This window comes from Domibacillus robiginosus, from assembly GCF_000966195.1.
Taxonomy (GTDB): domain Bacteria; phylum Bacillota; class Bacilli; order Bacillales; family Domibacillaceae; genus Domibacillus; species Domibacillus robiginosus.
Genome location: NZ_LAHL01000069.1, coordinates 19,218 through 41,765, shown reverse-complemented (window position 1 = coordinate 41,765; position 22,548 = coordinate 19,218). Strand labels below are relative to the sequence as shown.

The window sequence follows — 22,548 nt, the reverse complement described above, 5'->3', positions numbered from 1 at the left end:
CGAGTTTGTCTACAGTCTGACCGGCGGAAATTTCCGCCGGTTTTTTTATTCTATTGAAATAGGATGTTGTCGGGCTACATCATCCTCAAAATCTACATGTTTCGTGACCGTTCTTAGCCGAAGCATAGAAGAAGCTGCCTGGACGCTGCCTATCCTATTCATGTGACGGTTATTAACCATTTGTCTACAGTCTGACTTTTTGAAAAAAGAATTTTCTCTTGACCTCTTTTTTTATTAAAAACAATCGCAAAAGAGTTGACAATAAATAAAAACCGTTTATAATTGAAATTGAGATTCATTCTCATTAACCCCCTCTTATGAGAGTGAATTGAACATCCGACTTGTGACGGCTTTCGAGCCGTCTTTTTTTCTTGCAAAAAACGACATTTTCTACTACCGTATAAAAGATGAGAGGGGCGGTTTAAAGTGAAAATGCGTGTATCAGCTGTGCAGTATCACCTGCACACCATCGATTCATTTGATGAATTTGCAAAACAATGTGAACACTACATAAAAACAGCAATGGAGTTTGAAGCGGAATTTATCCTGTTTCCGGAATTTTTCACCACACAGCTTTTGTCCATTGGTGATGAAAAAACAGGCGAGGCACTTCAAATTACCGATCTGCCATTGTTTACAGAAAGATATGAGCGGCTGTTTTCAGGCTTTGCCAAGCAATATGACGTTCACATCATCGGCGGTACCCATGTAACGGAATGGAAAGGCGGCATTCAAAATACAGCCTACTTATTTTATCCTGACGGTTCCTACCAGATGCAGTCCAAGCTGCACATTACACCGGCTGAAGTAGAGGGCTGGAATATGCAGCAGGGAGAAACGTTTCGTATTTTTGAAACAGAAAAAGGCACGATTGCGATTCTTACCTGCTATGACATTGAATTTCCGGAAGTGGTCCGGATGGCGAAAGCAAAGGGTGCTGATGTGATTTTTTGCCCTTCATGCACAGATGACCGGCACGGTTTTCACCGTGTCCGCTATACAAGCCACGCACGGGCGGTTGAAAACCAAATTTACGTTGTGGGAGCGAGCACAGTCGGCTCACTGCCAACCGTAGACTTAATGCGGTCTAATGTTGGACAGGCGGTCGTCATTTCACCGAATGACATTCCATTCCCGCCGGGCGGCATCGTGGCAGAAGGCATTATGAATGACGATATGATTATCACAGCGGATCTGGATTTAGCGCTTTTATACGAAGTACGTAAAAAAGGATCGGTTACAACGTGGCGCGACCGGCGGACTGATTTGTACCCAGATTGGTGGGAAAATGAGTAACTATTATCAGGAATATTATACGTTCCGTGATAAAAAGCCAGTCAAAGCGATCCTCCGCCATTACGGGAAGCAGGACTTTGACGGACTGATCGATGTGCAAAGAGCGGCTTTTCCGCCGCCATTCCCACCGGATTTATGGTGGAATACCGAACAATTGCAAAATCATATTGATCTTTTTCCAGAAGGAGCGCTTTGTGTAGAGATCGACGGGGAAATTGCCGGCTCGATGACTGCGCTGATCATTCAATATGAGCCGGGTGATGCCCATTCGTGGGAAGAGGTGACGGATAACGGCTATATCCGTTCCCATAATCCGGATGGCAATACCTTATACGTAGTAGATATTTGCGTAAAACCGGCATTTCGAAAGCTCGGGCTTGCTAAAAAAATGGTCGAGGCGATGTATCAAACGGTCGTCCAATTGAAGCTTGACCGGCTGCTGGGCGGCGGGCGTATGCCGGGCTATCATCTTTATGCTGACCAGCTGACACCGGAAGAGTATCTTGAGAAAGTAACTGCCGGTGAGATATACGATTCCGTTGTGACCTTTTTAATGCGGGCAGGACGCACGCCGGTGGGTGTTCTGCACAATTATCTGGATGACCATGAGTCGCACAACTGTGCAGCGCTGATGGAGTGGAAAAATCCGTTCCAAAAGGGTTGATATTTTGAATTGATTGTATTATGATAATAATCAGTCAAATAACAAAGCGTTGAAGAAGAATAGTAGCACAGTGAAATGCTGAAGAGAGCCGGCGGTTGGTGCAAGCCGGTGCAGGAAACCGTGTGAATGGGCTTCTGAGCTCCGGACCGAACGATATTAGTAGGCTCCGGCGTCCGTCTTACGTTACAAGGAACAGGCAGAAACGAATTCTGCTGTTAAAGTGGGCTGCATTTTGCGGCCAATAAAGGTGGTACCACGGCTCCCCGTCCTTTTGTTGATGAGGGGGCCTTTTTGTATATAAAAATACGTTGATCGGAAAAAGTAAAGCAGACAAGCACGTCAAAGAGAGCCGGGATGGTGGAAACCGGTACGAAGCATCTGCTTGAATGGGTCCGTGAGTGGCAGCTTGAACGAACGAGTAGAGCGCCCGGTAGCCGGCCGTTAACCGGATTTTAAGGGGAAGCATTTGCTTCAACGAGAGGTGGCACCGCGGGAAACCGTCCTCCATAGATGATCATCATCTATGGAGTTTTTTTATGCCTTGAAAGGAGAATGGAAGATGAATGTACAAACAAACGCAGCTTATCAATTAAAAGAAATAGAAGGAGACATGATTACCCCGATCTCGATTTACCGTTTGCTTTCGGGCTCTCAAAAAATGCTGTTTGAATCATCGGCGAAGCACGAAGAAAGCGGGCGCTACTCGTTTATTGCTGTAGATCCAATCGCCGAGTTTAAAGCAGATGCGGCAGGATTCAAATTGAGCAAAAAAGATGGAACAAACGAAACCGGCTCCGGCAAATTTATGGACAAGCTAAAAGCCATTATGCCCGTTCAGGAAGGGCAGTCGTATCCGTTTCCGTTTTTTGGAGGAGCGGCTGGTTATATTGGCTATGACACTGTTTTCTTTGAAGAAAAAATTGGCGAGCCGCTTAAAGACGAGCTGGGCATGCCGGACGTGCACATGATGTTTTACGATACGTTTGTTGTATATGACCACTTGACACAGCGTGTAACGATCGCTGCCGTTGATTTGTTTGGCGGGCGGACAGAAGCCGAAATGGAAGCTGCTATCCAAACGATTTACAATGATATCCATAGCGATCAAAAACCGGACAGCAGGCAGGAAACAAACGTGCTTGCGTTCAGCTCCGGATTAGAGCGAAGCACGTTTTGCCAAATGGTCGAACAGGCAAAGGAGCATATCGTTCGGGGTGACATTTTCCAGGTTGTGCTGTCCCAGCGTCTTTCTTCTCCATTCGAGGGCGATCCCTTTACGCTGTACCGCCGCCTGCGGACATCTAATCCGTCGCCGTATATGTTTTACATTGATTTTGATGGCTATACAGTTCTTGGCACGTCGCCGGAAAGCCTAGTAAAAGTAAGCGGCCGCACCGTAACAACGAATCCTATTGCCGGCACGCGCCCGCGCGGCAGCTCACCGGAAGAAGATGCGCGCCTGGCAGAAGAACTGCTTGCCGATGAAAAAGAAATTGCGGAGCACCGTATGCTCGTTGACCTTGGCCGAAATGATGTCGGGAAAATTTCCGAAATTGGCTCTGTTACGCTCGATAAATATATGAAAATTGAAAAGTACAAGCACGTGATGCATATCGTATCGGAAGTTTCGGGTGAACTGAAAGAAGACTATCATCCACTCGATGCGCTGACCGCCTGTCTGCCTGCCGGAACGGTATCAGGCGCACCGAAAATCCGTGCCATGCAAATTATCAACAACCTGGAGCCGGTAAAGCGCGGCGTATATTCAGGGGCAGTTGGATACTTGTCTACAACTGGCAGCATGGATTTTGCCCTGGCGATCCGTACAATGGTTATTAAAGACGGCAAAGCACACGTGCAGGCCGGGGCAGGAATTGTGTACGATTCAGAGCCAGAAACCGAATATGAAGAAACCATGCATAAAGCAAAAGCATTACTGGAGGTGCAGAAATGATTTTATTAATTGATAATTATGACTCTTTCACATACAACCTGTATCAACAGATCAGTCGGATCGGCAAAAATGTCCGGGTTGTTCGTAACGATGAGATTACGATTGATGAAATAGAAGCGCTTGAGCCGGAAGCCATTGTGATTTCGCCGGGACCGGGCACGCCGGAAGAAGCGGGCATCTCGATTGATGTGGTTCATGCTTTCTACCACCGCATTCCAATACTCGGCATTTGTCTTGGTCACCAGGCGATTGCTGCGGCATTTGGAACGGATATTATCCAGGCTAAAACGATTAAACACGGCAAGCTGTCTATGGTCCGCCACGAAGGAAAGGGGCTGTTTGCCGCGGTACAGGGACCAGTTCCAGTCATGCGTTACCATTCACTTGTGGCAGACCGACAGACGCTCAGTCCGAAGCTCGAAGTGATTGCAGAATCGGTCGACGACAACGAAATCATGGCGCTTCGCCACAGGGAATACCCGGTGTTTGGACTGCAGTTTCACCCGGAATCGATCGGCACCCAGATTGGGGATGAACTGATTGCGGAATTTTTCCGCTCCTACCGGAAAGAAAAAAATATGAAGCAGTATTTGGTGAAAATTTCAGAAGGCCAGTCTCTGTCATTTGAAGAAATGACCGACGCGGTTGAAGAAATTTTGCAGGAGGATATTTCCGACAGTGAAATTGCTGCTTTTTTAATGGGTCTGAAAGCAAAAGGCGAAACGGTTGATGAAATTGCCGCGCTCGTACATGTACTCCGCCAAAACGCGGTGTCCACCCGGACAGCGTGGAAAAATGTAATGGACAACTGCGGGACGGGAGGCGACGGCTCTCAAAGTTTCAATATTTCGACGACTTCTGCTTTTGTGCTGGCGGGTGCGGGTGTAACGGTAGCCAAACACGGCAACCGGAGTGTATCAAGCAAAACCGGCAGTGCGGACGTGCTGGAACATCTCGGCGTGTCACTGGACTTTGTGGCGGGCGAAACAGATAAGCTGCTTGAAGAAAACGGCATTACTTTTTTGTTTGCCCCGCACGTACATCCAAAAATGAAACGGATTATGAAAGTACGGCGTGATTTGAAAATTCCTACTATTTTTAACTTGATTGGGCCTTTAACCAATCCGGTTCAGCTTGATACACAGCTGCTTGGCATTTACCGCCGTGATATGCTGGAAATGATGGCAGACGTATTAAACCGGCTTGGACGCAAGCGGGCCGTTGTGCTAAATGGTGCCGGCTACATGGATGAAGCGTCGTTAGCGGGAGAAAACCATCTTGTTGTGCTTGAAGGCGGACAGGTAGAAAAAATGATCATTACGCCGGAATCGGTCGGCCTGCCTGCTTATCCGCTTGATGATATTAAAGGCGGCGAAGCGATCGAAAATGCCGACATTTTAAAACGCATTTTAGAAGGGGAAGAACAGGGTGCCTGCCGTGATACTGTGCTTCTAAATGCGGGAATTGGCTTGTTTGCGAACGGCAAAGCAAAAACGGTAAAAGAAGGCGTTGAGATGGCAAGAGAAAGCATTGATTCCGGCGCTGCCCTTTCAAAGCTGAACTATCTTGTTGATTACTCGAAATCCAGACAGAAAGAAGCGGTGCTCGGATGACAACTATTTTAGATAAAATTATTGATAAAAAAAGAGAAGAAGTTTCCCTGCTGAAAGCAGCCGGCCTGAACTATACAGCGGACCGGAAGCCGGTTTCGTTTTACGAGCGGATCGCCGCCTCCCAGACGATGGCACTGATTGCCGAGGTAAAGCGGGCCTCTCCTTCCAAAGGAGATATTAATATAGGGGTTGATCCTGTTCAGCAGGCATCCATTTATGCCGAAAACGGCGCAGACGCAGTGTCGGTTTTAACGGATACACCGTTTTTCAAAGGAACAATGAATGACTTGGAAGCGGTAAAAGCAAACATTGATATCCCGGTTTTAAACAAAGACTTTATTATTGATCCGATCCAGATCGACCGCGCCTTTGCTTCGGGCGGTGATATCATTCTGCTGATTGCTGCTGCACTCAACGATGAAGAGATGAACCATCTGTATGTGCATGCAAAGGAAAAAGCGCTTGATGTGCTTGTAGAAGTCCACGATGAAGCGGAAATGGAACGGGCGCTTCGTCTCGGAGCAAACTTGATTGGAATTAACAACCGTAACTTAAAAACGTTCGACATTGATCTGGCTGTAACAGAACGGCTGCTTCGTTCATATGGGCAGGAAAACGCGTTTTTTGTGTCTGAAAGTGGAATTCAAACAGCGGATGATGCCCTCCGCATGAAAGAAGCAGGTGCGCGCGCGCTGCTTGTCGGTGAAACATTAATGAGAGCGGGTAACGTAGGCGAGGCCGTCCGCTCACTGAAGGTAGGGCTGTAAATGAACGTAAAAATTTGCGGTATTCAATCGTTTGAAGCAGCCAGCTGGGCGCGTGAAGCCGGAGCGGATATGATTGGATTTGTATTTGCCCGGAGCAGCCGGAAAATCCCGGCTGAATTTGCACGGCAGCTCGCAGAAGCCGTAGGGCCGAATGTGAAAAAAGTCGGCGTATTCGTGAATGAAACCGAAGAAACGATCCGCTCGATTACAGAAGAGGTAGGGCTCGATTACGTGCAATTACACGGGGATGAAACGGCCGACTTTGCCCGCCGGATGCCGGTCCCTGTCATTAAAGCTTTTTCTGCCAAAGACGATCTTTCTTTTGAAGAAATGTTCGCCTTCCCGGCCGATTATATTTTAATTGACAGCCCGCCTGCTGCGTTCCGGGGCGGCAGCGGCCGAACATTTGACTGGTCGATTCTAGACGATCCCGCGGTCGATAAAAGCCGCTTGATTTTGGCAGGCGGCCTGCATCCTGATAACATAAAAAAAGCCGTACAGTCGGTTGGCCCATTTGCCGTTGATATCTCCAGCGGCGTGGAAACCGATGGACGGAAAGATGAAGTGAAAATATTCCAATTTGTAGAGCGTGCGAAAGGAGCCCATCAATCATGAGTAATCAATACAATCAGCCCGATGAAAAAGGGCATTATGGAGAATATGGAGGCCGTTATGTACCAGAATCACTGATGCGTGCTGTAAAAGAGCTGGAGGAAGCCTACCAGTCGGCCATGACAGACGAAGCGTTTTTATCCGAGCTGAATCAATATTTAACAGACTACGTGGGGCGCGAAAATCCACTTTACTTTGCCCAAAATTTAACGAAAGCGGCAGGCGGTGCAAAAATCTATTTGAAGCGGGAGGATTTAAATCATACTGGTGCCCACAAAATTAATAATACGATTGGACAGGCCCTGCTTGCCGTACGAATGGGCAAGAAAAAAGTCGTTGCCGAAACGGGCGCCGGCCAGCATGGAGTGGCGACTGCGACCGTTTGTGCGCTGCTGAACCTTGACTGTGTTATTTTTATGGGCGAAGAAGACATTCGCCGTCAAGAATTAAACGTATTCCGCATGGAGCTTCTGGGGGCGCGCGTTGAAAGTGTGTCACAAGGAAGCGGCACGCTGAAAGATGCCGTGAATGAAGCGCTTCGCTACTGGGTCACAAACGTTGAAGATACCCATTACATTATGGGATCTGTGCTTGGACCGCATCCATTCCCGCAGATTGTGCGTGATTTCCAGGCGGTCATTGGGCAGGAAACAAAAAAACAGCTGCAGGAAAAAGAAGGGCGTCTTCCGGATGCTGTTGTGGCCTGCATTGGCGGCGGCAGCAATGCGATGGGTATGTTTTATCCGTTTATTGAAGATGAGTCGGTTCAAATGTATGGTGTTGAAGCATCCGGAAGTGGAGTAGACACTAACAAGCACGCGGCATCGATGACGATGGGCAGCGTTGGTGTGCTGCATGGCAGCAAAATGTATTTACTGCAGGATGAAGCGGGCCAGATTCAAGAAGCTCATTCGATTTCAGCCGGCCTTGATTATCCGGGCGTTGGGCCGGAGCACAGCTTTTTGAAAGATTCCGGCCGGGTCATCTATGAACATATTACCGATGAAGAAGCATTAGAAGGCTTTAAAGTGCTGACCAAAACAGAAGGTATTATCCCGGCGCTTGAAAGTTCTCATGCGATTGCTTATGCATTGAAGCTTGCGCCGACAATGGAGAAGGATCAGATTATTGCCATTTGCTTATCCGGACGCGGTGACAAAGATGTGGCGCAAATTAAAGAACGGTTTGAAAGAGAGGGCAAGCAGGCATGACCAAATTTAAAATGGCCGAAGCGTTTCAAAAAGTGGAACAGGACGGAAAAAAAGCATTCACCGCTTATATCATGGCGGGAGATGGAGGACTTCATACATTAAAAGAAACGATTCTGCTTTTGGAAAATTCGGGTGTAACAGTGATAGAGCTAGGTATTCCATTCTCTGATCCTGTTGCCGACGGGCCGGTTATCCAGGAAGCAGGCAAGCGTGCGCTCAAAGAAAAAGTGACGCTTACCCAAATACTGGACGAGCTTGCATCTTTCAAAGATGAAATCAGCGTACCCATTGTGATTATGACTTACGCGAATCCGGTATTCAAAGTGGGTGCAGAGCGTTTTGCCGAGTTGTGTGAGCGGGCCGGTGTATCGGGCGTCATTATCCCGGACGTACCAATGGAAGAAGAAGCCGAATTTAAAGAGCCGCTGGCCAAGCGTGACATTGCTATGATCCGCTTTGTGACACTGACCAGCTCCAACGAGCGCATTGCTGAAACAGTAAAAGATGCGGAAGGATTTATTTACGCAGTGACCGTCAACGGAATTACCGGCGCACGCGCTGGATTTTCAGGTGATCTTAGTGCCCACTTATCCCGCATCGCGGAGCAAAGCCCTGTGCCGGTTCTGGCCGGATTCGGTGTGTCTTCAAAAGAACAGGCCGAAACGCTGGGCGCGGCGTGCGGCGGAGTGATTGTCGGCAGTAAAATTGTCCAGCTTCTCCACGAAGGCAAAGGCGACGAAATCAAACAGCTTATACCGTAAAGCAGCCATAAAGAAACACCCTTTTTCAGCTGAAAAAGGGTGTTTCTTTTATTTGGACAGTACCTTGAGCCAGCAACGCTCATTCTGCCATTCAAGCTCAACGGGAAGACTGAAGGCTTCAGATAGAATAGGGCTGGTCAGCACTTGTTTTTTCTCACCGGCTGCCAGTACCTGCCCTTGCTTGATAACGAGAACATGTGTGATAGAGGGAAAAATCTCTTCAATGTGATGGGTTACGTACAAAAAAGAGGTTTGCCGCTTGTGAGCCTGTTCTTCCAGCGCTGAAAGCAATTCTTCCCGCGCTCTTACATCAAGACCAGAGCATGGTTCGTCCAGGATCATGGCATCAGGATCGGCCATAAAAGCCCGAGCAATCAGCACTCGCCGCTGTTCTCCCTGCGACATAAACCGATACGGCTTGTCTGCCAGGTAAGACAATCGGAGTGATGCAAGCAGTTCATCCGCTTTTTCCCAATCCGCTGCATCTGTTTTTTCGTATAGTCCTATTGAATTAAAACGGCCGCTGACGACAATCTCACGGGCACTTTCCATGTTAAGTGTTTCCAAAAAACGATTTAATGTATTGCCAACAAAGCCAAGCCGCTTTTTTACGTATTCCCAGTTAAAGCGCCCATATTCGTGTCCGAAAACGCGAATCGTGCCGCTGGTAGGAAATTCGTATCCGCCCATCATGTTCAGCATGGTTGATTTGCCTGATCCGTTTAGTCCCAATACAGCCCAGTGCTCTCCCTGCTTTACCGTCCAATTTACACTGTTTAAAATCACATTGTCCTGACGCACAAAACGTACTTGTTCATATGAAATCAACTCTGTCATTATGTATCACTCCCATTTTTATTTTATCAGATAAAAGAAGCTGCCAGACAGGAAAAAATAATTTGAGAAAACGATCTCAAAAGAACATATCTAAAATATTTTAAAATGCTGTTTCGGCATCAATTTTATGCCGAAAATGAAAGATTTTTATTATAAGATTTCACTAATGAAAGGGGGGTGTTATATAACGCTTTTTTATCGATCAGGAGTAAAACAAACCGCATAACGACGCACTTTGGAGCGTTTTCAAAAAAAGTGAAAAATTATTGCGTAAATTTGCAAAAAAGCTTGGATTTTTGAAAAAACAGTAGTAAGATGGTACATGAAAAAGGCATTCCACAAATCAACGGAATTCTTTAACAAAAAGCCTTTTTTGTTTAAATGGCCTTCAGAGTGGTAAGGATGTTCTGAAAGCGTTTTTAGATTTATTTGTACATATTTTGGTAAACGCGAACGTATACACGAAAATCAAATGGGCAACAGGTGGAGGTTTTTCAGAATGAACATGCAGAATGGCCAGGGAAACCCGTGGAAACATTTTTCGGGTCCGAACCTTGGGTACGTAATGGAAGTGTACGAACAGTACTTGGCCGATCCAGAGGCAGTCGACCAAGAACTGCGCCAGTTATTTGATCAATGGGGTCCCCCGGAATCGTTAACTGGAAATACAGCGCAGCATACCACATCAGCAGGTGATCTTGACAAGCTATTCCGGGCGGTTAAGCTTGCAGACAGCATCCGGATTTACGGCCATTTGGCAGCGGATATTGACCCACTTGATGGCAGTAAAAAAGACACGCGCCGAATCGATCTGGAAACATACGAGCTTACAGAAGCGGATTTGCGCCAGATTCCGGTGGAGTACATCTGTCCGGGTGCACCATCACACGTGCAAAACGGATATGACGCCATTATGCACTTGAAAAAAGTGTACACTGACAAAGTCGCTTTTGAATTTGCTCAAGTACATGATTTAGAAGAAAAGCAATGGCTTCGCCAGCAGATCGAATCAACGGATTATTACCCGACGTTCAGTGATAGCGATAAGAAAAAGCTGTTAAAACGTCTTACGCAGGTTGAAGGCTTTGAAAAGTTTATCCACAAAACCTTTGTTGGTCAAAAGCGTTTTTCAATTGAAGGCTTGGATGCGATGGTGCCTCTTTTAGACGAGCTTGTCCACCATTCAGCTGTAAAAGGCTCGCAAACCATTAATATTGGGATGGCTCACCGTGGCCGTTTGAATGTACTCGCTCACATTCTTGGTAAGCCGTATGAAATGATTTTTGCAGAATTTGCCCATGCGCCTAATAAAAAAATGCTGCCGCTTGGTTCAATGAAAATGAACTACCACGGCTGGACCGGTGATGTAAAATATCACCTTGGCGCAGACCGCAGCTATAAAGAAGAAGATACACAGACAGCGCGCATTACACTTGCAAACAATCCAAGTCACCTTGAAGTAGTCAGCCCGATTGTCGCCGGCTACACACGTGCAGCTCAGGAAGACCGCACGCAAAACGGGAAACCAGTTTTGGATGTTTCAAAAGCAATGTCTATTATTATTCACGGTGATGCCGCATTCCCGGGTCAGGGAATCGTCGGTGAAACCTTTAACATGAGCCAGATCAACGGCTACAAAACTGGCGGATCTATCCATATTATTGCCAATAACATGATTGGTTTTACAACGGAAACCTATGATTCACGTTCTACACGATATGCATCAGACGTAGCTAAAGGTTTCGAAGTGCCGATTGTCCACGTGAATGCGGATGACCCGGAAGCATGTGTGGCAGCAGCGTTTATGGCCGTGAACTATCGGACACGCTTCGGTAAAGATTTTGTGATTGACTTGATCGGTTACCGCCGTTTCGGACACAATGAAATGGACGAGCCAATGACAACCAATCCACAAATGTACAATATTATTCATAAACACCAGACGGTTCGTGAGCTTTATGCGCAAAAACTGGCTGACCGTGGTGTGATTGAACAGGGATTCGCTGATGAACTGTATAAAGAAAATGAACAAAAGCTAAAAGATTTGTTTGAAACCGTTCCGAAAAAAGATGAAAATCCGGATATTATCATGAATCCACCGGAAGTTGTAGAACAAGATCTTCCATGCCATAAAACGGGCGTAAGCGAAGATGATTTAAAAGTAATCAATCAAGAGCTTCTTCAATGGCCGGAAGGATTTCAGCCATTTAAAAAGCTGGAGCGGATTTTAAAACGCCGTGAGCAGATTTTTGAACAAGACGGTCAAATCGATTGGGGACATGCGGAAACACTTGCTTTTGCTTCTATTTTAAAAGAAGGCACACCGATCAGACTAACGGGTCAAGATTCACAGCGCGGAACATTTGCCCATCGTAATCTGGTTTTACATGATGAGCGTAATGGTGCAGAATACAATCAATTGCACGGCTTGAGCAATGTATCAGCTTCATTTGATGTCATCAACTCGCCGCTGACAGAAACGGCTGTTGTCGGATTTGAATACGGCTACAACGTATTCTCTCCAGAGACGCTTGTTTTATGGGAAGCGCAGTTCGGAGACTTCGCCAATATGGCGCAGGTGATGTTCGATCAGTTTGTTTCATCCGGCCGGGCAAAATGGGGTCAAAAATCAGGTCTGGTTATGCTCCTGCCGCACGGCTACGAGGGACAGGGACCTGAGCATTCAAGCGGACGCATGGAACGCTTCCTTCAGTCAGCAGCAGAAAACAACTGGACGGTTGCAAACTTATCATCAACGTCGCAGTATTTCCATATTCTGCGCCGGCAGGCTTCCATCCTGCAAAAAGAAGAAGTTCGCCCGCTTGTTATTATGACACCGAAAAGCTTGCTTCGCCATCCGCTGGCTGCGTCTAAAGCATCTGAATTCTCGGATGGAAACTTTAAGATTATCGTAGAAGAGCCGAGAACAGGCAGCAACCCGAAGAAAGTAGAACGTATTGTGCTTTGCAGCGGGAAAGTTTCGATCGATCTTGCTGAGCAAATCGATAAGTCAGAAGAAAATCTAGACTGGCTGCACGTATTGCGGGTAGAAGAGCTGTATCCATTCCCGAAAGAAGAAATTACCGAGATTTTAGGACGCTTCCCAAATGTAAAAGAAGTGATCTGGCTTCAGGAAGAACCGCAGAATATGGGCGCATGGACATACATGGATCCAAGACTGCGTGATACAGTTCCAGAAGGCGCAACGGTTCGTTACGTAGGCCGCCGCCGTCGCTCCAGCCCGTCAGAAGGCGATGCGATCGTTCATAAGAAAGAGCAGGCACGTATTTTACGCACCGTTTTAACAAAAGAACAATAAAACAATAACCGGCTCCCCTATGGAGCCGGGAATGTACATACCAAAAGACATGGAAATTACCGAGGAGGATTTTACAGTGGCTGAAATTAGAGTTCCTGAACTGGCAGAATCAATTACAGAAGGTACAATCGCACAATGGTTAAAACAGCCGGGTGATTATGTTGAAAAAGGCGAGTATATTGTTGAGCTTGAAACCGACAAAGTTAACGTAGAAGTGATATCAGAAGAAGCTGGGACGATTAAAGAATTGCAGGCGGCTGAAGGCGATACGGTTGAAGTAGGCCAGGTTATTGCAATTGTGGAAGCAGGAGCAGGCAGTTCAGCTGGAACAGCTGCACCAGCTCAGCAAGAAGCGGCACCTGTGAAAACAGAGCCACAGGCAAAAGAAGATATTGTTCAAGAAGAACCAGCTCAAAAACAGGAAGAAGCAGCCGGCCGTACAATTGCTTCACCGGCAGCCCGCAAGCTTGCTCGTGAAAAAGGCATTGATTTAAATGCGGTTGCAGCAGCAGATCCGCTTGGCCGTGTACGTGTACAGGATGTAGAATCTCATCAAAACAAACCGGCAGCTGCACCGCAGCAGGCAGCGCCGCAAAAACAAGCTCCACCTGCACCAAAAGCGCAGGATAACGGCAAGCCGGTTGAGCGTGAGCGCATGAGCCGCCGTCGTCAAACGATTGCCAAGCGTCTGGTGGAAGTGCAGCAAACAGCAGCAATGCTGACAACGTTTAACGAGATTGATATGACGAACATTATGGATCTTCGTAAACGGAAAAAAGACAAATTTTTTGATGATCACGATGTCCGTCTGGGCTTCATGTCTTTCTTTACAAAAGCAGTGGTTGCAGGATTGAAAAAATATCCTTACGTCAATGCGGAAATCGATGGAAACGAAATCGTTTTGAAAAAGTTCTATGATATCGGTGTTGCTGTATCAACAGAAGACGGTTTGGTTGTACCGGTTGTACGCGATTGTGACCGTAAAAACTTTGCGGAAATCGAAGGATCGATTATGGATATGGCACTAAAAGCGCGTGATAACAAATTGGCGCTTGGTGACCTGCAAGGCGGCTCATTTACAATTACAAACGGCGGTGTATTTGGTTCATTGCTGTCAACGCCAATTTTAAATGGCTCGCAGGTAGGTATTCTCGGTATGCATACAATCCAAAGACGTCCAGTAGCTGTTGGAGATGCCGTTGAAATCCGTCCAATGATGTATGTGGCTCTTTCATACGACCACCGGATTATCGATGGAAAAGAAGCGGTCGGGTTCTTGAAGCTGGTAAAAGAATTAATTGAAAATCCAGAAGATCTACTTCTTGAAGGATAAGAAAAACCCCGCAGCAGCTGCTGCGGGGTTTTCATTATTCTTTTTCAAGCTTGGGTGAAAGACCACGTTTATTTACTTCAGTTTTTAATGTTTCAATTTCCGACTTGTTTCGATCCTGCTTTAAAGCATCCCTGTAAGCGGCCACCAGCATCTCGTCACTCATAATTTTCATTTTATGACCTCCTTTGATATGGTGATAGTAATAAAGAGATTTACTCTTTATTTTCTGATTATTATACTAGCTATCTGACAAAAGGCAAATGATAACAAGCTGGTAGAAAAAAACGCTATAATATTCCTAAATATTATACTCGTTTTTGAAAAATTTTCACGAAATTTATGATAAAAGGAGGGTTTATGTTGTATATTTATAAGAGCAGTGAAATAAGAAAAATAGACCAGCTGGCTGAGAAAAAAGGAATGCCTGGTTTTACATTAATGGAGCTGGCTGGTGCTGGTTTGGGGCGAAAAATAGCGTCTTTTTATCCGATAACAGAGCATTCGTTTCTTATTTTAGCCGGCAAAGGAAATAATGGCGGCGACGGTATTGTGCTGGCACGGTATTTAAAAAGGGCAGGGGCTGCGTGCGAGCTTTGTTTTCCACTCGGCGTTCCGGAAAAAGGGGCTGCCCGGCAGCACCTGGCCTACTATGAGTCGCTTGGTTATTCCTATCAAACAGGTATGCCCGATACCTCCGCTACCGTTATCATTGACGCGCTTTTAGGTGCAGGAACACGCCTTCCCTTATCGGAGTCGATCAAAGAATGTGTAAAGTGGATTCACACACAAAAAGCCCATGTAGTGGCGGTAGATCTGCCAACAGGCACTGCTTCCGACAGTGGAGAAGTGGATGAATCGGCTCTTCAAGCGAACAAAACGCTTGTTCTTCACGGATACAAACCATCACGCTTTTTATATCCGGCGGCTGCCCACTACGGTGAAGCGCAGCTGATTGATATTGGACTTTTACATACATCAAGCTGGCACGTATACGAACCGTCTATTGATTCACGTTCATTTCATCACCCCGGGAATAATACCCATAAAGGAACGTTCGGCCACGGTCTTTTAATCGCTGGAACGAGCGAAATGCCTGGCAGCGCTGCGCTTGCAGCGCTCGGTGCTGTTTCATGCGGCGCCGGAAAGCTGACTGTGCAAACGGAAAGAGAAGCAGTGCCTGTGATCGCTTCTCACGTGCCTGAAGCAATATATCACTTTGATCAGGAAATAAGCAGGAATCATCCGTACGAAGTCATTGCAGCTGGCTGCGGCCGGGCAGCAGACTCCAAAATGGAAGAAATCGTGCAGCAATTGCTGCAGCAGAATCGGCCGGTTATTTTGGATGCAGGGGCTCTTGCCACGCGGAGTTACCAGAAGGCAAAGTGCCCGGTTGTCCTTACGCCACATCCGGGAGAGTTTGCCCGAATAACAGGAAAATCAACTGCGTTTATTCAACAAAATCGGCTGCAAGAAGCATCAGCGTATGCGGTTGAACAGGGTGTAACCGTTGTATTAAAAGGGGAGTATACCGTTATCGCCTTTGCAGACGGAAGCGGGCTGATCAACCAAACAGGAAATGAAGGGTTGTCTAAAGGAGGAAGTGGCGATACACTGACAGGTGTACTGCTCGCGCTTATGATGCGTAATCCTGACCTGAAAACAGCTGTAGCAGATGCCGTCTGGCTGCATGGGAAATGTGCAGATAAATGGAACGAAGCTTATCCAGCCCAGGCCATGCGTCCTCTTCATATCCATACCATGATTTCAGATGTACTAAATAGCATATAAAGGAGACATAACAAACATGATTCATTCTAACTGGGACAAAAAGGAAACGATTAAGCAGGTAACATGCGTTCATACCGACGCTAAAAAATATGTAGTAGAAAATGTACTGACTAAAGGCAAAGTGTATGAAGTAAAAAATGAAACGGATGAGTTTTATTTTGTCGTGGACAATAAAGGCCGTATATCAGGCTTCTACAAAGATTATTTTCAAGAAGTGACTGGATAAACGAACGCTAGCTGTAAGGGGGCAGAAACATGTTTAACGAACGCATGGCTTTAAAAATCAGGCTGGATCAATTAGCAGACGCAGAAGTTCGCGTGATGCAGGAGTTTAAAAAAGAACGGGAAGCGATTTTTGCGCGGCTTCAGGAGCTGGATGAAGCAGAAGGGAATCATACGGCTGATATAACCGTTGCAGATATAGCAGCTACGACTGATATAACCGCTGTAACCACGGTCGGTGCGCCTCCAAAAGTACGCCGGGGACGCCGGAGTGAAGGTTTGACTGAGCTGCGGGATACGACCATTCAAATTTTAAAAAAGCAAAACACACCAATTCGAGGGATTGAGCTACAGCGTTACGTCGAAGAACAATCCGGCAAAAAAATTGCCAATATGACAACATTTATGAATAGCCTGGAGCGGGAAAATGCACATGTCCGCAAGCTGGGCCGCGGTCTTTATATTTATGAATACGATTTGTAACGCGAAGCAAAAAAGCGGGCAGCCAGTCCGCTTTTTTGCGTTGTATGCACTTTCAGGTGTATGATGAAGCGTGCATAGCTAAGGGAAAGGAAGATTTTTTTGAATATATCAACATTGCCATCATCCATTCAAACTATTATTGAGGAAAGAAAAAAACAATTTGGGCTGACAGCAGATCCGAATGCGGGCTCTTATATTGCACAAAATGAAGAAATCGTAACAGATACCGTCGTTTCTTTGGCGCTTGGAAAAAATATTTTGCTGAAGGGGCCAACAGGCTCAGGGAAAACAAAGCTGTCAGAATCACTGGCTGCTTTTTTCGGCCAGCCAGTACACAGCATCAACTGCTCCATTGACCTGGACGCGGAAGCGATGCTTGGCTTTAAAACCATTGTTGAAGTGGACGGCAAAACACAAATTGATTTTGTGGAAGGACCTGTTATTCAAGCAATGAAAAAAGGGCATCTTTTATACATTGATGAAATCAATATGGCCAAGCCCGAAACATTGCCAATTTTAAATGGTGTGCTAGACTACCGGCGCCAGATTACCAACCCTTTTACGGGAGAAGTCGTGACCGCAAAGCCGACGTTCAGCGTGATTGCCGCTGTAAACGAAGGGTACGCCGGCACAGCGCCAATGAATGAAGCTTTAAAAAATCGGTTTATCGTTTTTGATATTCCCTATATTTCAGGAGAAGTACTGCTACAGGTATTAAAACAGCAGTCGATTTTGCAGGATACAGCACTGCTTGAGCGATTCGTTTCTCTGTCAGGTGACTTAACGACTCTTGTGGAAAGCGGGCGCCTGCCGGAAGAAGCTTCTTCGATCCGTGCCCTGGTGGATGCATGCGACCTGGCACTTTATCTGCCGCCTATGCGCGCTGTGGAAAGTGCCATTGCCGGCAAGCTTGATGATGAACGCGAAAAAGCGGCGGTTTTAAACGCGGCAGAAACATGGTTCGCTTAACATGGAACGGTTCATACAGTTTAATGACGAAACAGTCAACTCCGCTTTTTGGATGGAACTGTCTGACCTTGCGGCTGCCCTGTCCCAAAACCCGGATTTAAAAGTAGAGTTCGGCCCGCTTGCTTATTTGCAGAAAAATCCCGCTGTCCTGTTTGCGAGCCATTTTTGGCATCACCGCTCCCGGGAAGAGGAAACGGCTGGATTAAAAACGGACGTGTATTTGCGTGCGCTTGGCACGATCCAGTGGACCGATGAAGCGGTTATTCAGTTCTTTATGAAGCGGTTTGGGGGAGATTTCGCCCGGCAGCTGCTTGCTGCTGCCGAAGACATTCGCTTGGAGCTGCTTTGCATCCAGGCACGTCCGGGCACAAAAAGCGCTTTTAATACCCGCCGCCAGGTAATGCGCCGCTATCATGAAGTGCAGCTGTCGGTTAACCGCTCAAAGGGCTTTTTTACCGATGCGGTGTTTAACGCTTTGTTTGTTCTCTGGCAGGCTGATACGCCTTTTGAGTGGCCTCTTATCCATCCGGCAGTCGATCAGGCTGTGCCATTTATCGACCGTACAGCGAGGGAGCTGTTTGATGCACGGTCTACAAAAGATGTAGCACGAATCACCGGAGATATTGCCGAAGTTATAGAAGAGCTTGAGCTGCGCGGGATGGTCAATACATACAGCCACCTGCCGGATTACCGGGAACCAGCAGCTGGCGAGGAAGTGATTGACCCTGGCAAGCGGCAGGATCCACTTGCCAATGATGATAGGGCAGAAGAAGATGAAAACGAGCAGTTCGATGAACAATTTTCCACCTGGCACCGTGAATCAGAGGAAACACGCGGGACATTTATGCAGTTTGACCTTGATCAGGGAACAAAAACACCGATGATGGGCAATACGGCCCGTGAAGGAGACGAAGGGGATGCCGCTCTGGCATCGGTGCAGGGACGCTCGAAAAAAGCATCGCGCGAGCAGTACAACCGCCTGATGGCAGAACGTCGCGATGAAAGCACCCGGGCAGATGAAGCCCGTTACGGAAAAGAGAATATTGGAGCAAAAGCCATTTTTGAAAAGCCGCGTACAGCAAGCGAAACAGAACGGCAGGAATACCGTCTGCTGCGGGATGAAACAGCTCCCGTTGTGCAAACATTAAAGCGGATGATTCAAAAATCGATTGAAAAGAAAAAAACAAGCCCGCGCACAGATTTATTAACCGGACGTCTTGGCCGGAAGCTGACACGGTACTTTACGGACGATAACCCGCGTCTTTTTTATAAAAAGCAGGAGCCGTCTCGTGAAATTGATGCTGCTTTTTACTTATTGATTGATAGTTCAGCGTCAATGTACGATAAAATGGACGATGTGAAAAAAAGCGCCGTGCTGTTTCATGAAACGCTCGCTTCTCTCCGTGTCCCGCATGAAATCACCGGGTTTTGGGAAGATACATCGCCGCTGTCAAAAGAAGTAAAGCCAAATCATTTCTTAACAGCGGTGCCTTTTCACGCATCGCACCAGAAAGAAACAGGCTATGCCATTATGCAGCTTCGCCCGGAAGAAGATAACAGGGACGGCTTCGCTCTTCGTCTTGCCATTGAAAAAATGGAACGCCGCAGCGAAGCCCGCAAATTCTTGATTGTATTCTCAGATGGAGAGCCGTCAGCTGCAGACTACGATAAAAATGGTGTACTTGATACTCATGAAGCTGTCATGATGGCACGCAAAAAAGGCATGACGGTGTTTAATTTATTTATTGGAGAAGAAGCGCTTGATGAAGCGCGCCGCCAGACGATGAAAACCATTTACGGACACGGGTCAATCATGGCACCGGACGTATCGGAGCTTCCACACGTGTTAACACCCATTTTGAAAAAACTATTGTTTGAAAGCATTTAAGCAACGCGTTGGTTGAAGCAAACAATAAAAAAGCTGTTCCGTCAAGGAACAGCTTTTTTATTGTTTTAAGCGAAGCAGCCGCTGTTTTAAATCATCTTCCATCACGATTAGTTCATCTTCAGCCGCTTTTCGTTTTGCCCGTCCATCCTGCTGGATGCGGATAGTTTCCTCAAGCGTGGTAATTAAATTTTCCTGGGTTTTCTTTAATGTATCAATATCAACCAGGCCGCGCTCATTTTCCCGTGCTGTTTCAATAGAATTCACTTTCAGCATCTCGGAGTTTTTTAGCAGCAGGTCATTGGTTGTTTTCGATACTTCTTTTTGTGCCTGGACTGCTTTTTGCTGACGCACAAGCGTCAAAGCAATCGCAATTTGGTTTTTCCAGAGCGGTACAGCTGTTAAAATAGAGGACTGAATTTTCTCAGCAAGCGCCTGGTTTGTATTTTGGATCAAGCGGATTTGCGGTGCGCTTTGAATGGTAATCTGACGGCTCAGCTTCAAATCATGAAGCCGCTTTTCAAGACGATCCGCAAAAGCAACCATGTCATTTACATCCTGGAAGTCCATTTGATCGCCCGTCTGCTCTGCTTTTTGCCGAAGCGCCGGGATCGTTTTTGTTTCAATTTCTTCAAGCTTTAATTCCCCGGCGGCAATGTAAATATTAAGCGCCTGGAAGTATTCCTTGTTTTTTTCATAAAGCTGCTCAAGCATCCGAATGTCTTCCACAAGACCGCGCTTGGAATGCTCAAGCTTCACACCGATCCGGTCGATTTGTGAACCGACTTTCTGATAGCGTGTCATCACTTCCTGTACAGAATCTGATACTTTTCCAAACATACGGGAAAACACATTTCGTTTTTCATCCCGCAGTTCATCAGGGTTGACATTTTTTAAGTTTTTCATTAAATCATTTAAAATGTCACCAATAGGCCCGATGTCTTTGCGCTGCACATGGTCAAGCATGTGATGAGAGAAATCAGACAGCTTTGTTTGTGCAGCCGTCCCAAACGAGAAAACCGCCTGCTGGTTGCCGGCATCAATCTGTGAGGCAAGCTGCTCTGCTTTTTGCCGGTGCTCGGCCGGAAGCTGGTCAACCAGTCGTTTTGCCGGCGGGGAAGAAGGAGCCGCTGCGCTTGGTGCAGAAGGCATGTCCCCAAACGGATCGGCCAAAAGGTCATTTAGAAAATCATCGTTTTTTGCGCCCGTAACGGGTGCCTGTTGTGGCTGTAGGTCGTTGTTGTTCATCATCATTTTCTCCTTTCAAAGCGGGTTGTTCGGGTTTAGGTAATGGCTTCATTTGTGCCGTACGCTGCCGGGCAACGTCCAGTTCAATCGTTAAATGCTCAATATCACGGGCGAGCACCTGACGCAGGTCTGCTTCTAATGTCTGGGACAGGTCGCCAAGTGTTTCAGTCGTTTCAAGCAGGGACTTCTTCATCTCCGGGCCTTTTACTCGTTTGCTGGAAAGCAGAGCTGATTTTTCAGCCAGTTCCACGACAGAATCGAGGTGAGAATAGAAAAAAGGCTCGATTTCATAAAAACGCTTCGGTTCTTTTTTAACAACCGAATAAATTCGCTTTACAAGGCTGTTGAGTTCAATCATCTGTTTAAGGGAACGAAGGCTCCGCACTTTTAAAAACAAGTTTTGCAGCCGTGACAGTTTGGCTTTCGCTTCTTTCAGCTGATCAAGTATATAGTAATATTCTCTTCGGTTTAATCCGTACTTTTTCTGGATCCGTCTATTGCCGAGATTGGTATACAGCATAAACACTCCTGCAAAACCGGCGGCGAATAATAGGAAAGCCGGCAATCCGTCAAACAGCACCGGTGAAAAAAGCGCTGCTGCAAATGAAACAGCCAGGCGGCGAAACCAATAAAAAGAATATCGCATCGTTCATCCACTCCATTTTATCATTTTGCTCTTTGATATGAGCGTATTTTGTTTCTTTATACGGACAAGCTGCACAAAAAGTTTCATCTATACTGCATTGTTTACGTTTTTTTCTATGAAAAAACCCCTTTTTTAAAAAGGGGCATCATTATTTTGCTGATTCTTCGGCAAGCAGGTGATCCTGGTAGTATTTACGGCCAATCCATGATTGGAAAATTAAGATAAGTCCGCTGACGCTCCAGTAAATCGGCAGAGCAGCCGGGGCGTTGAACGAAAAAATCAAGATCATAACAGGAGAAAGCAGGCCGATAAATTTCATTTGCTGCTGCTGTTCAGCTGTCATTGTCTGCATCGACAGACGGAACTGAATGTAATACATAATCCCGGCAATAATCGCCATAGCGATATCCGGCTGGCCAAGACGGAACCAGAGAAATTCATGTGTTTTAATATCCTGTGAGATCGTAATGGCATAGTAAAGGCCCGTCCAAACAGGTAGTTGCAGCAGCATAGGCAAACAGCCCATCGCCATAGGATTGATGTCATTTTCTTTATAAAGGCTCATCATTTCCATTTGAATTTTACGCTGTTCTTCCGGCGTTTTCGCTGCTTTTAACCGTGTTTGAATATCGGTCATCTGCGGCTTTACTTTTTCCATCTTGTAGCGCATACCGGCTTGTTTTTTCATTGAGTTGAGCATAAGTGGCATGAGGATCAAGCGCACGGCAATGGTAATGACAATAATGGCTAATCCATAGCTGCCGAGCATTTCACCGAGCCAGTGAATCAATTCGACAAATGGATTCACCAGATAATCGTGGAAAAAATGGCCTTCTGTTGTAGCGCTTTGACAGCCGGACAACAAAACGGCAGATAAAACAGTAAGCACAATGGTTAATTGTTTTTTCAAATTCGTTCCTCCTGCGCCTGCTAGCAGGCT

Annotated in this window: 20 protein-coding genes and 2 other annotated features; of the genes, 15 read left to right on the top strand and 5 right to left on the bottom strand. The window is 46.5% G+C overall.

The features are described 5' to 3' along the window. Positions 1-426: 426 nt before the first annotated feature. The 8 genes from VP97_RS21940 to trpA all read left to right on the top strand — a co-directional run bounded on the left by VP97_RS21940 (position 427) and on the right by trpA (position 8,878). Positions 427-1,296, top strand: a complete 870-nt coding sequence (locus tag VP97_RS21940) for a carbon-nitrogen hydrolase family protein (RefSeq protein WP_050184292.1) — start codon at positions 427-429, stop codon at positions 1,294-1,296. Continuing rightward, complete coding sequence (locus VP97_RS21935) at positions 1,289-1,960, top strand: GNAT family N-acetyltransferase (protein WP_050184291.1); 672 nt, start codon at positions 1,289-1,291, stop codon at positions 1,958-1,960. The genes VP97_RS21940 and VP97_RS21935 overlap by 8 nt, the downstream gene beginning before the upstream one ends. Before the next feature lie 40 nt (positions 1,961-2,000). Beyond that, positions 2,001-2,234, top strand: a binding site (T-box leader). A gap of 25 nt (positions 2,235-2,259) precedes the next feature. Further along, positions 2,260-2,468: a binding site (T-box leader), on the top strand. Between the two features lie 51 nt (positions 2,469-2,519). Continuing rightward, positions 2,520-3,914, top strand: a complete 1,395-nt coding sequence (gene trpE / locus VP97_RS21930; RefSeq protein ID WP_050184290.1) for an anthranilate synthase component I — start codon at positions 2,520-2,522, stop codon at positions 3,912-3,914. Then, positions 3,911-5,527, top strand: coding sequence for a bifunctional anthranilate synthase component II/anthranilate phosphoribosyltransferase (locus VP97_RS23545; protein ID WP_082220501.1), 1,617 nt, complete (start codon positions 3,911-3,913; stop codon positions 5,525-5,527). Before trpE ends, VP97_RS23545 begins: the two co-directional genes overlap by 4 nt. Beyond that, a complete protein-coding gene (trpC, locus tag VP97_RS21920; RefSeq protein ID WP_050184289.1) occupies positions 5,524-6,294 on the top strand; it encodes an indole-3-glycerol phosphate synthase TrpC in 771 nt (256 codons plus the stop codon). The genes VP97_RS23545 and trpC overlap by 4 nt, the downstream gene beginning before the upstream one ends. After that, a complete protein-coding gene (locus VP97_RS21915) occupies positions 6,295-6,909 on the top strand; it encodes a phosphoribosylanthranilate isomerase (protein WP_050184288.1) in 615 nt (204 codons plus the stop codon). It begins immediately after the preceding gene. Further along, on the top strand, positions 6,906-8,117 hold the full coding sequence (gene trpB / locus VP97_RS21910) for a tryptophan synthase subunit beta (RefSeq protein WP_050184287.1): 1,212 nt from the start codon (positions 6,906-6,908) through the stop codon (positions 8,115-8,117). The genes VP97_RS21915 and trpB overlap by 4 nt, the downstream gene beginning before the upstream one ends. Next, entirely contained in the window at positions 8,114-8,878 is a 765-nt protein-coding gene (trpA, locus tag VP97_RS21905) for a tryptophan synthase subunit alpha (protein WP_050184286.1), read from the top strand. The genes trpB and trpA overlap by 4 nt, the downstream gene beginning before the upstream one ends. 48 nt (positions 8,879-8,926) lie before the next feature. Here the strand turns inward: trpA and VP97_RS21900 are convergent, their stop codons facing one another. After that, positions 8,927-9,715 carry an ABC transporter ATP-binding protein gene (locus tag VP97_RS21900; protein ID WP_050184285.1) on the bottom strand — a complete coding sequence of 263 codons (789 nt, stop codon included), beginning with the start codon at positions 9,713-9,715 and terminating at the stop codon, positions 8,927-8,929. Positions 9,716-10,214: 499 nt separating this feature from the next. On the opposite strand from VP97_RS21900, the gene VP97_RS21895 reads away from it, so the two are divergent. Continuing rightward, positions 10,215-13,034 (top strand): 2-oxoglutarate dehydrogenase E1 component, encoded by a 2,820-nt coding sequence (locus tag VP97_RS21895; protein WP_050184284.1) that lies wholly within the window; start codon positions 10,215-10,217, stop codon positions 13,032-13,034. A gap of 76 nt (positions 13,035-13,110) precedes the next feature. Then, positions 13,111-14,367, top strand: coding sequence for a 2-oxoglutarate dehydrogenase complex dihydrolipoyllysine-residue succinyltransferase (gene odhB, locus VP97_RS21890; RefSeq protein ID WP_050184283.1), 1,257 nt, complete (start codon positions 13,111-13,113; stop codon positions 14,365-14,367). Between the two features lie 34 nt (positions 14,368-14,401). Here odhB and sda read toward each other — a convergent pair whose 3' ends face one another. Next, entirely contained in the window at positions 14,402-14,539 is a 138-nt protein-coding gene (gene sda, locus VP97_RS21885; RefSeq protein ID WP_050184282.1) for a sporulation histidine kinase inhibitor Sda, read from the bottom strand. 188 nt (positions 14,540-14,727) lie between these two features. Between sda and VP97_RS21880 the strand changes: the two genes are divergently transcribed. The 5 genes from VP97_RS21880 (at position 14,728) to VP97_RS21860 (ending at position 19,717) form a co-directional block, all read left to right on the top strand. After that, positions 14,728-16,155 carry a bifunctional ADP-dependent NAD(P)H-hydrate dehydratase/NAD(P)H-hydrate epimerase gene (locus tag VP97_RS21880; RefSeq protein ID WP_050184281.1) on the top strand — a complete coding sequence of 476 codons (1,428 nt, stop codon included), beginning with the start codon at positions 14,728-14,730 and terminating at the stop codon, positions 16,153-16,155. Positions 16,156-16,171: 16 nt separating this feature from the next. Then, a complete protein-coding gene (locus tag VP97_RS21875) occupies positions 16,172-16,381 on the top strand; it encodes a DUF6501 family protein (RefSeq protein WP_050184280.1) in 210 nt (69 codons plus the stop codon). Positions 16,382-16,410: 29 nt separating this feature from the next. Continuing rightward, on the top strand, positions 16,411-16,860 hold the full coding sequence (locus tag VP97_RS21870; RefSeq protein WP_050184279.1) for a Rok-like winged helix domain-containing protein: 450 nt from the start codon (positions 16,411-16,413) through the stop codon (positions 16,858-16,860). 99 nt (positions 16,861-16,959) lie between these two features. Beyond that, complete coding sequence (locus VP97_RS21865) at positions 16,960-17,829, top strand: ATP-binding protein (protein ID WP_050184278.1); 870 nt, start codon at positions 16,960-16,962, stop codon at positions 17,827-17,829. A 1-nt stretch (position 17,830) separates the two neighbouring features. Then, complete coding sequence (locus VP97_RS21860) at positions 17,831-19,717, top strand: vWA domain-containing protein (protein ID WP_050184277.1); 1,887 nt, start codon at positions 17,831-17,833, stop codon at positions 19,715-19,717. A gap of 57 nt (positions 19,718-19,774) precedes the next feature. Here VP97_RS21860 and VP97_RS21855 read toward each other — a convergent pair whose 3' ends face one another. The 3 genes from VP97_RS21855 to yidC form a co-directional block, all read right to left on the bottom strand. Next, positions 19,775-20,962 (bottom strand): toxic anion resistance protein, encoded by a 1,188-nt coding sequence (locus VP97_RS21855; protein ID WP_050184276.1) that lies wholly within the window; start codon positions 20,960-20,962, stop codon positions 19,775-19,777. Continuing rightward, complete coding sequence (locus tag VP97_RS21850; RefSeq protein WP_050184275.1) at positions 20,904-21,608, bottom strand: 5-bromo-4-chloroindolyl phosphate hydrolysis family protein; 705 nt, start codon at positions 21,606-21,608, stop codon at positions 20,904-20,906. Before VP97_RS21850 ends, VP97_RS21855 begins: the two co-directional genes overlap by 59 nt. Before the next feature lie 148 nt (positions 21,609-21,756). Next, complete coding sequence (gene yidC, locus VP97_RS21845) at positions 21,757-22,518, bottom strand: membrane protein insertase YidC (RefSeq protein WP_050184274.1); 762 nt, start codon at positions 22,516-22,518, stop codon at positions 21,757-21,759. Positions 22,519-22,548: the final 30 nt, after the last annotated feature.

What these genes read in the sequence shown, in the direction of transcription:
- VP97_RS21935 (WP_050184291.1), top strand. Translation starts at nt 1,289, where the DNA reads ATGAGTAACTATTATCAGGAATATTATACGTTCCGTGATAAAAAGCCA.
- trpE (WP_050184290.1), top strand. Translation starts at nt 2,520, where the DNA reads ATGAATGTACAAACAAACGCAGCTTATCAATTAAAAGAAATAGAAGGA.
- VP97_RS23545 (WP_082220501.1), top strand. Translation starts at nt 3,911, where the DNA reads ATGATTTTATTAATTGATAATTATGACTCTTTCACATACAACCTGTAT.
- trpC (WP_050184289.1), top strand. Translation starts at nt 5,524, where the DNA reads ATGACAACTATTTTAGATAAAATTATTGATAAAAAAAGAGAAGAAGTT.
- VP97_RS21915 (WP_050184288.1), top strand. Translation starts at nt 6,295, where the DNA reads ATGAACGTAAAAATTTGCGGTATTCAATCGTTTGAAGCAGCCAGCTGG.
- trpB (WP_050184287.1), top strand. Translation starts at nt 6,906, where the DNA reads ATGAGTAATCAATACAATCAGCCCGATGAAAAAGGGCATTATGGAGAA.
- trpA (WP_050184286.1), top strand. Translation starts at nt 8,114, where the DNA reads ATGACCAAATTTAAAATGGCCGAAGCGTTTCAAAAAGTGGAACAGGAC.
- VP97_RS21900 (WP_050184285.1), bottom strand. Translation starts at nt 9,715, where the DNA reads ATGACAGAGTTGATTTCATATGAACAAGTACGTTTTGTGCGTCAGGAC.
- VP97_RS21895 (WP_050184284.1), top strand. Translation starts at nt 10,215, where the DNA reads ATGAACATGCAGAATGGCCAGGGAAACCCGTGGAAACATTTTTCGGGT.
- sda (WP_050184282.1), bottom strand. Translation starts at nt 14,539, where the DNA reads ATGAAAATTATGAGTGACGAGATGCTGGTGGCCGCTTACAGGGATGCT.
- VP97_RS21875 (WP_050184280.1), top strand. Translation starts at nt 16,172, where the DNA reads ATGATTCATTCTAACTGGGACAAAAAGGAAACGATTAAGCAGGTAACA.
- VP97_RS21870 (WP_050184279.1), top strand. Translation starts at nt 16,411, where the DNA reads ATGTTTAACGAACGCATGGCTTTAAAAATCAGGCTGGATCAATTAGCA.
- VP97_RS21860 (WP_050184277.1), top strand. Translation starts at nt 17,831, where the DNA reads ATGGAACGGTTCATACAGTTTAATGACGAAACAGTCAACTCCGCTTTT.
- VP97_RS21855 (WP_050184276.1), bottom strand. Translation starts at nt 20,962, where the DNA reads ATGAACAACAACGACCTACAGCCACAACAGGCACCCGTTACGGGCGCA.
- VP97_RS21850 (WP_050184275.1), bottom strand. Translation starts at nt 21,608, where the DNA reads ATGCGATATTCTTTTTATTGGTTTCGCCGCCTGGCTGTTTCATTTGCA.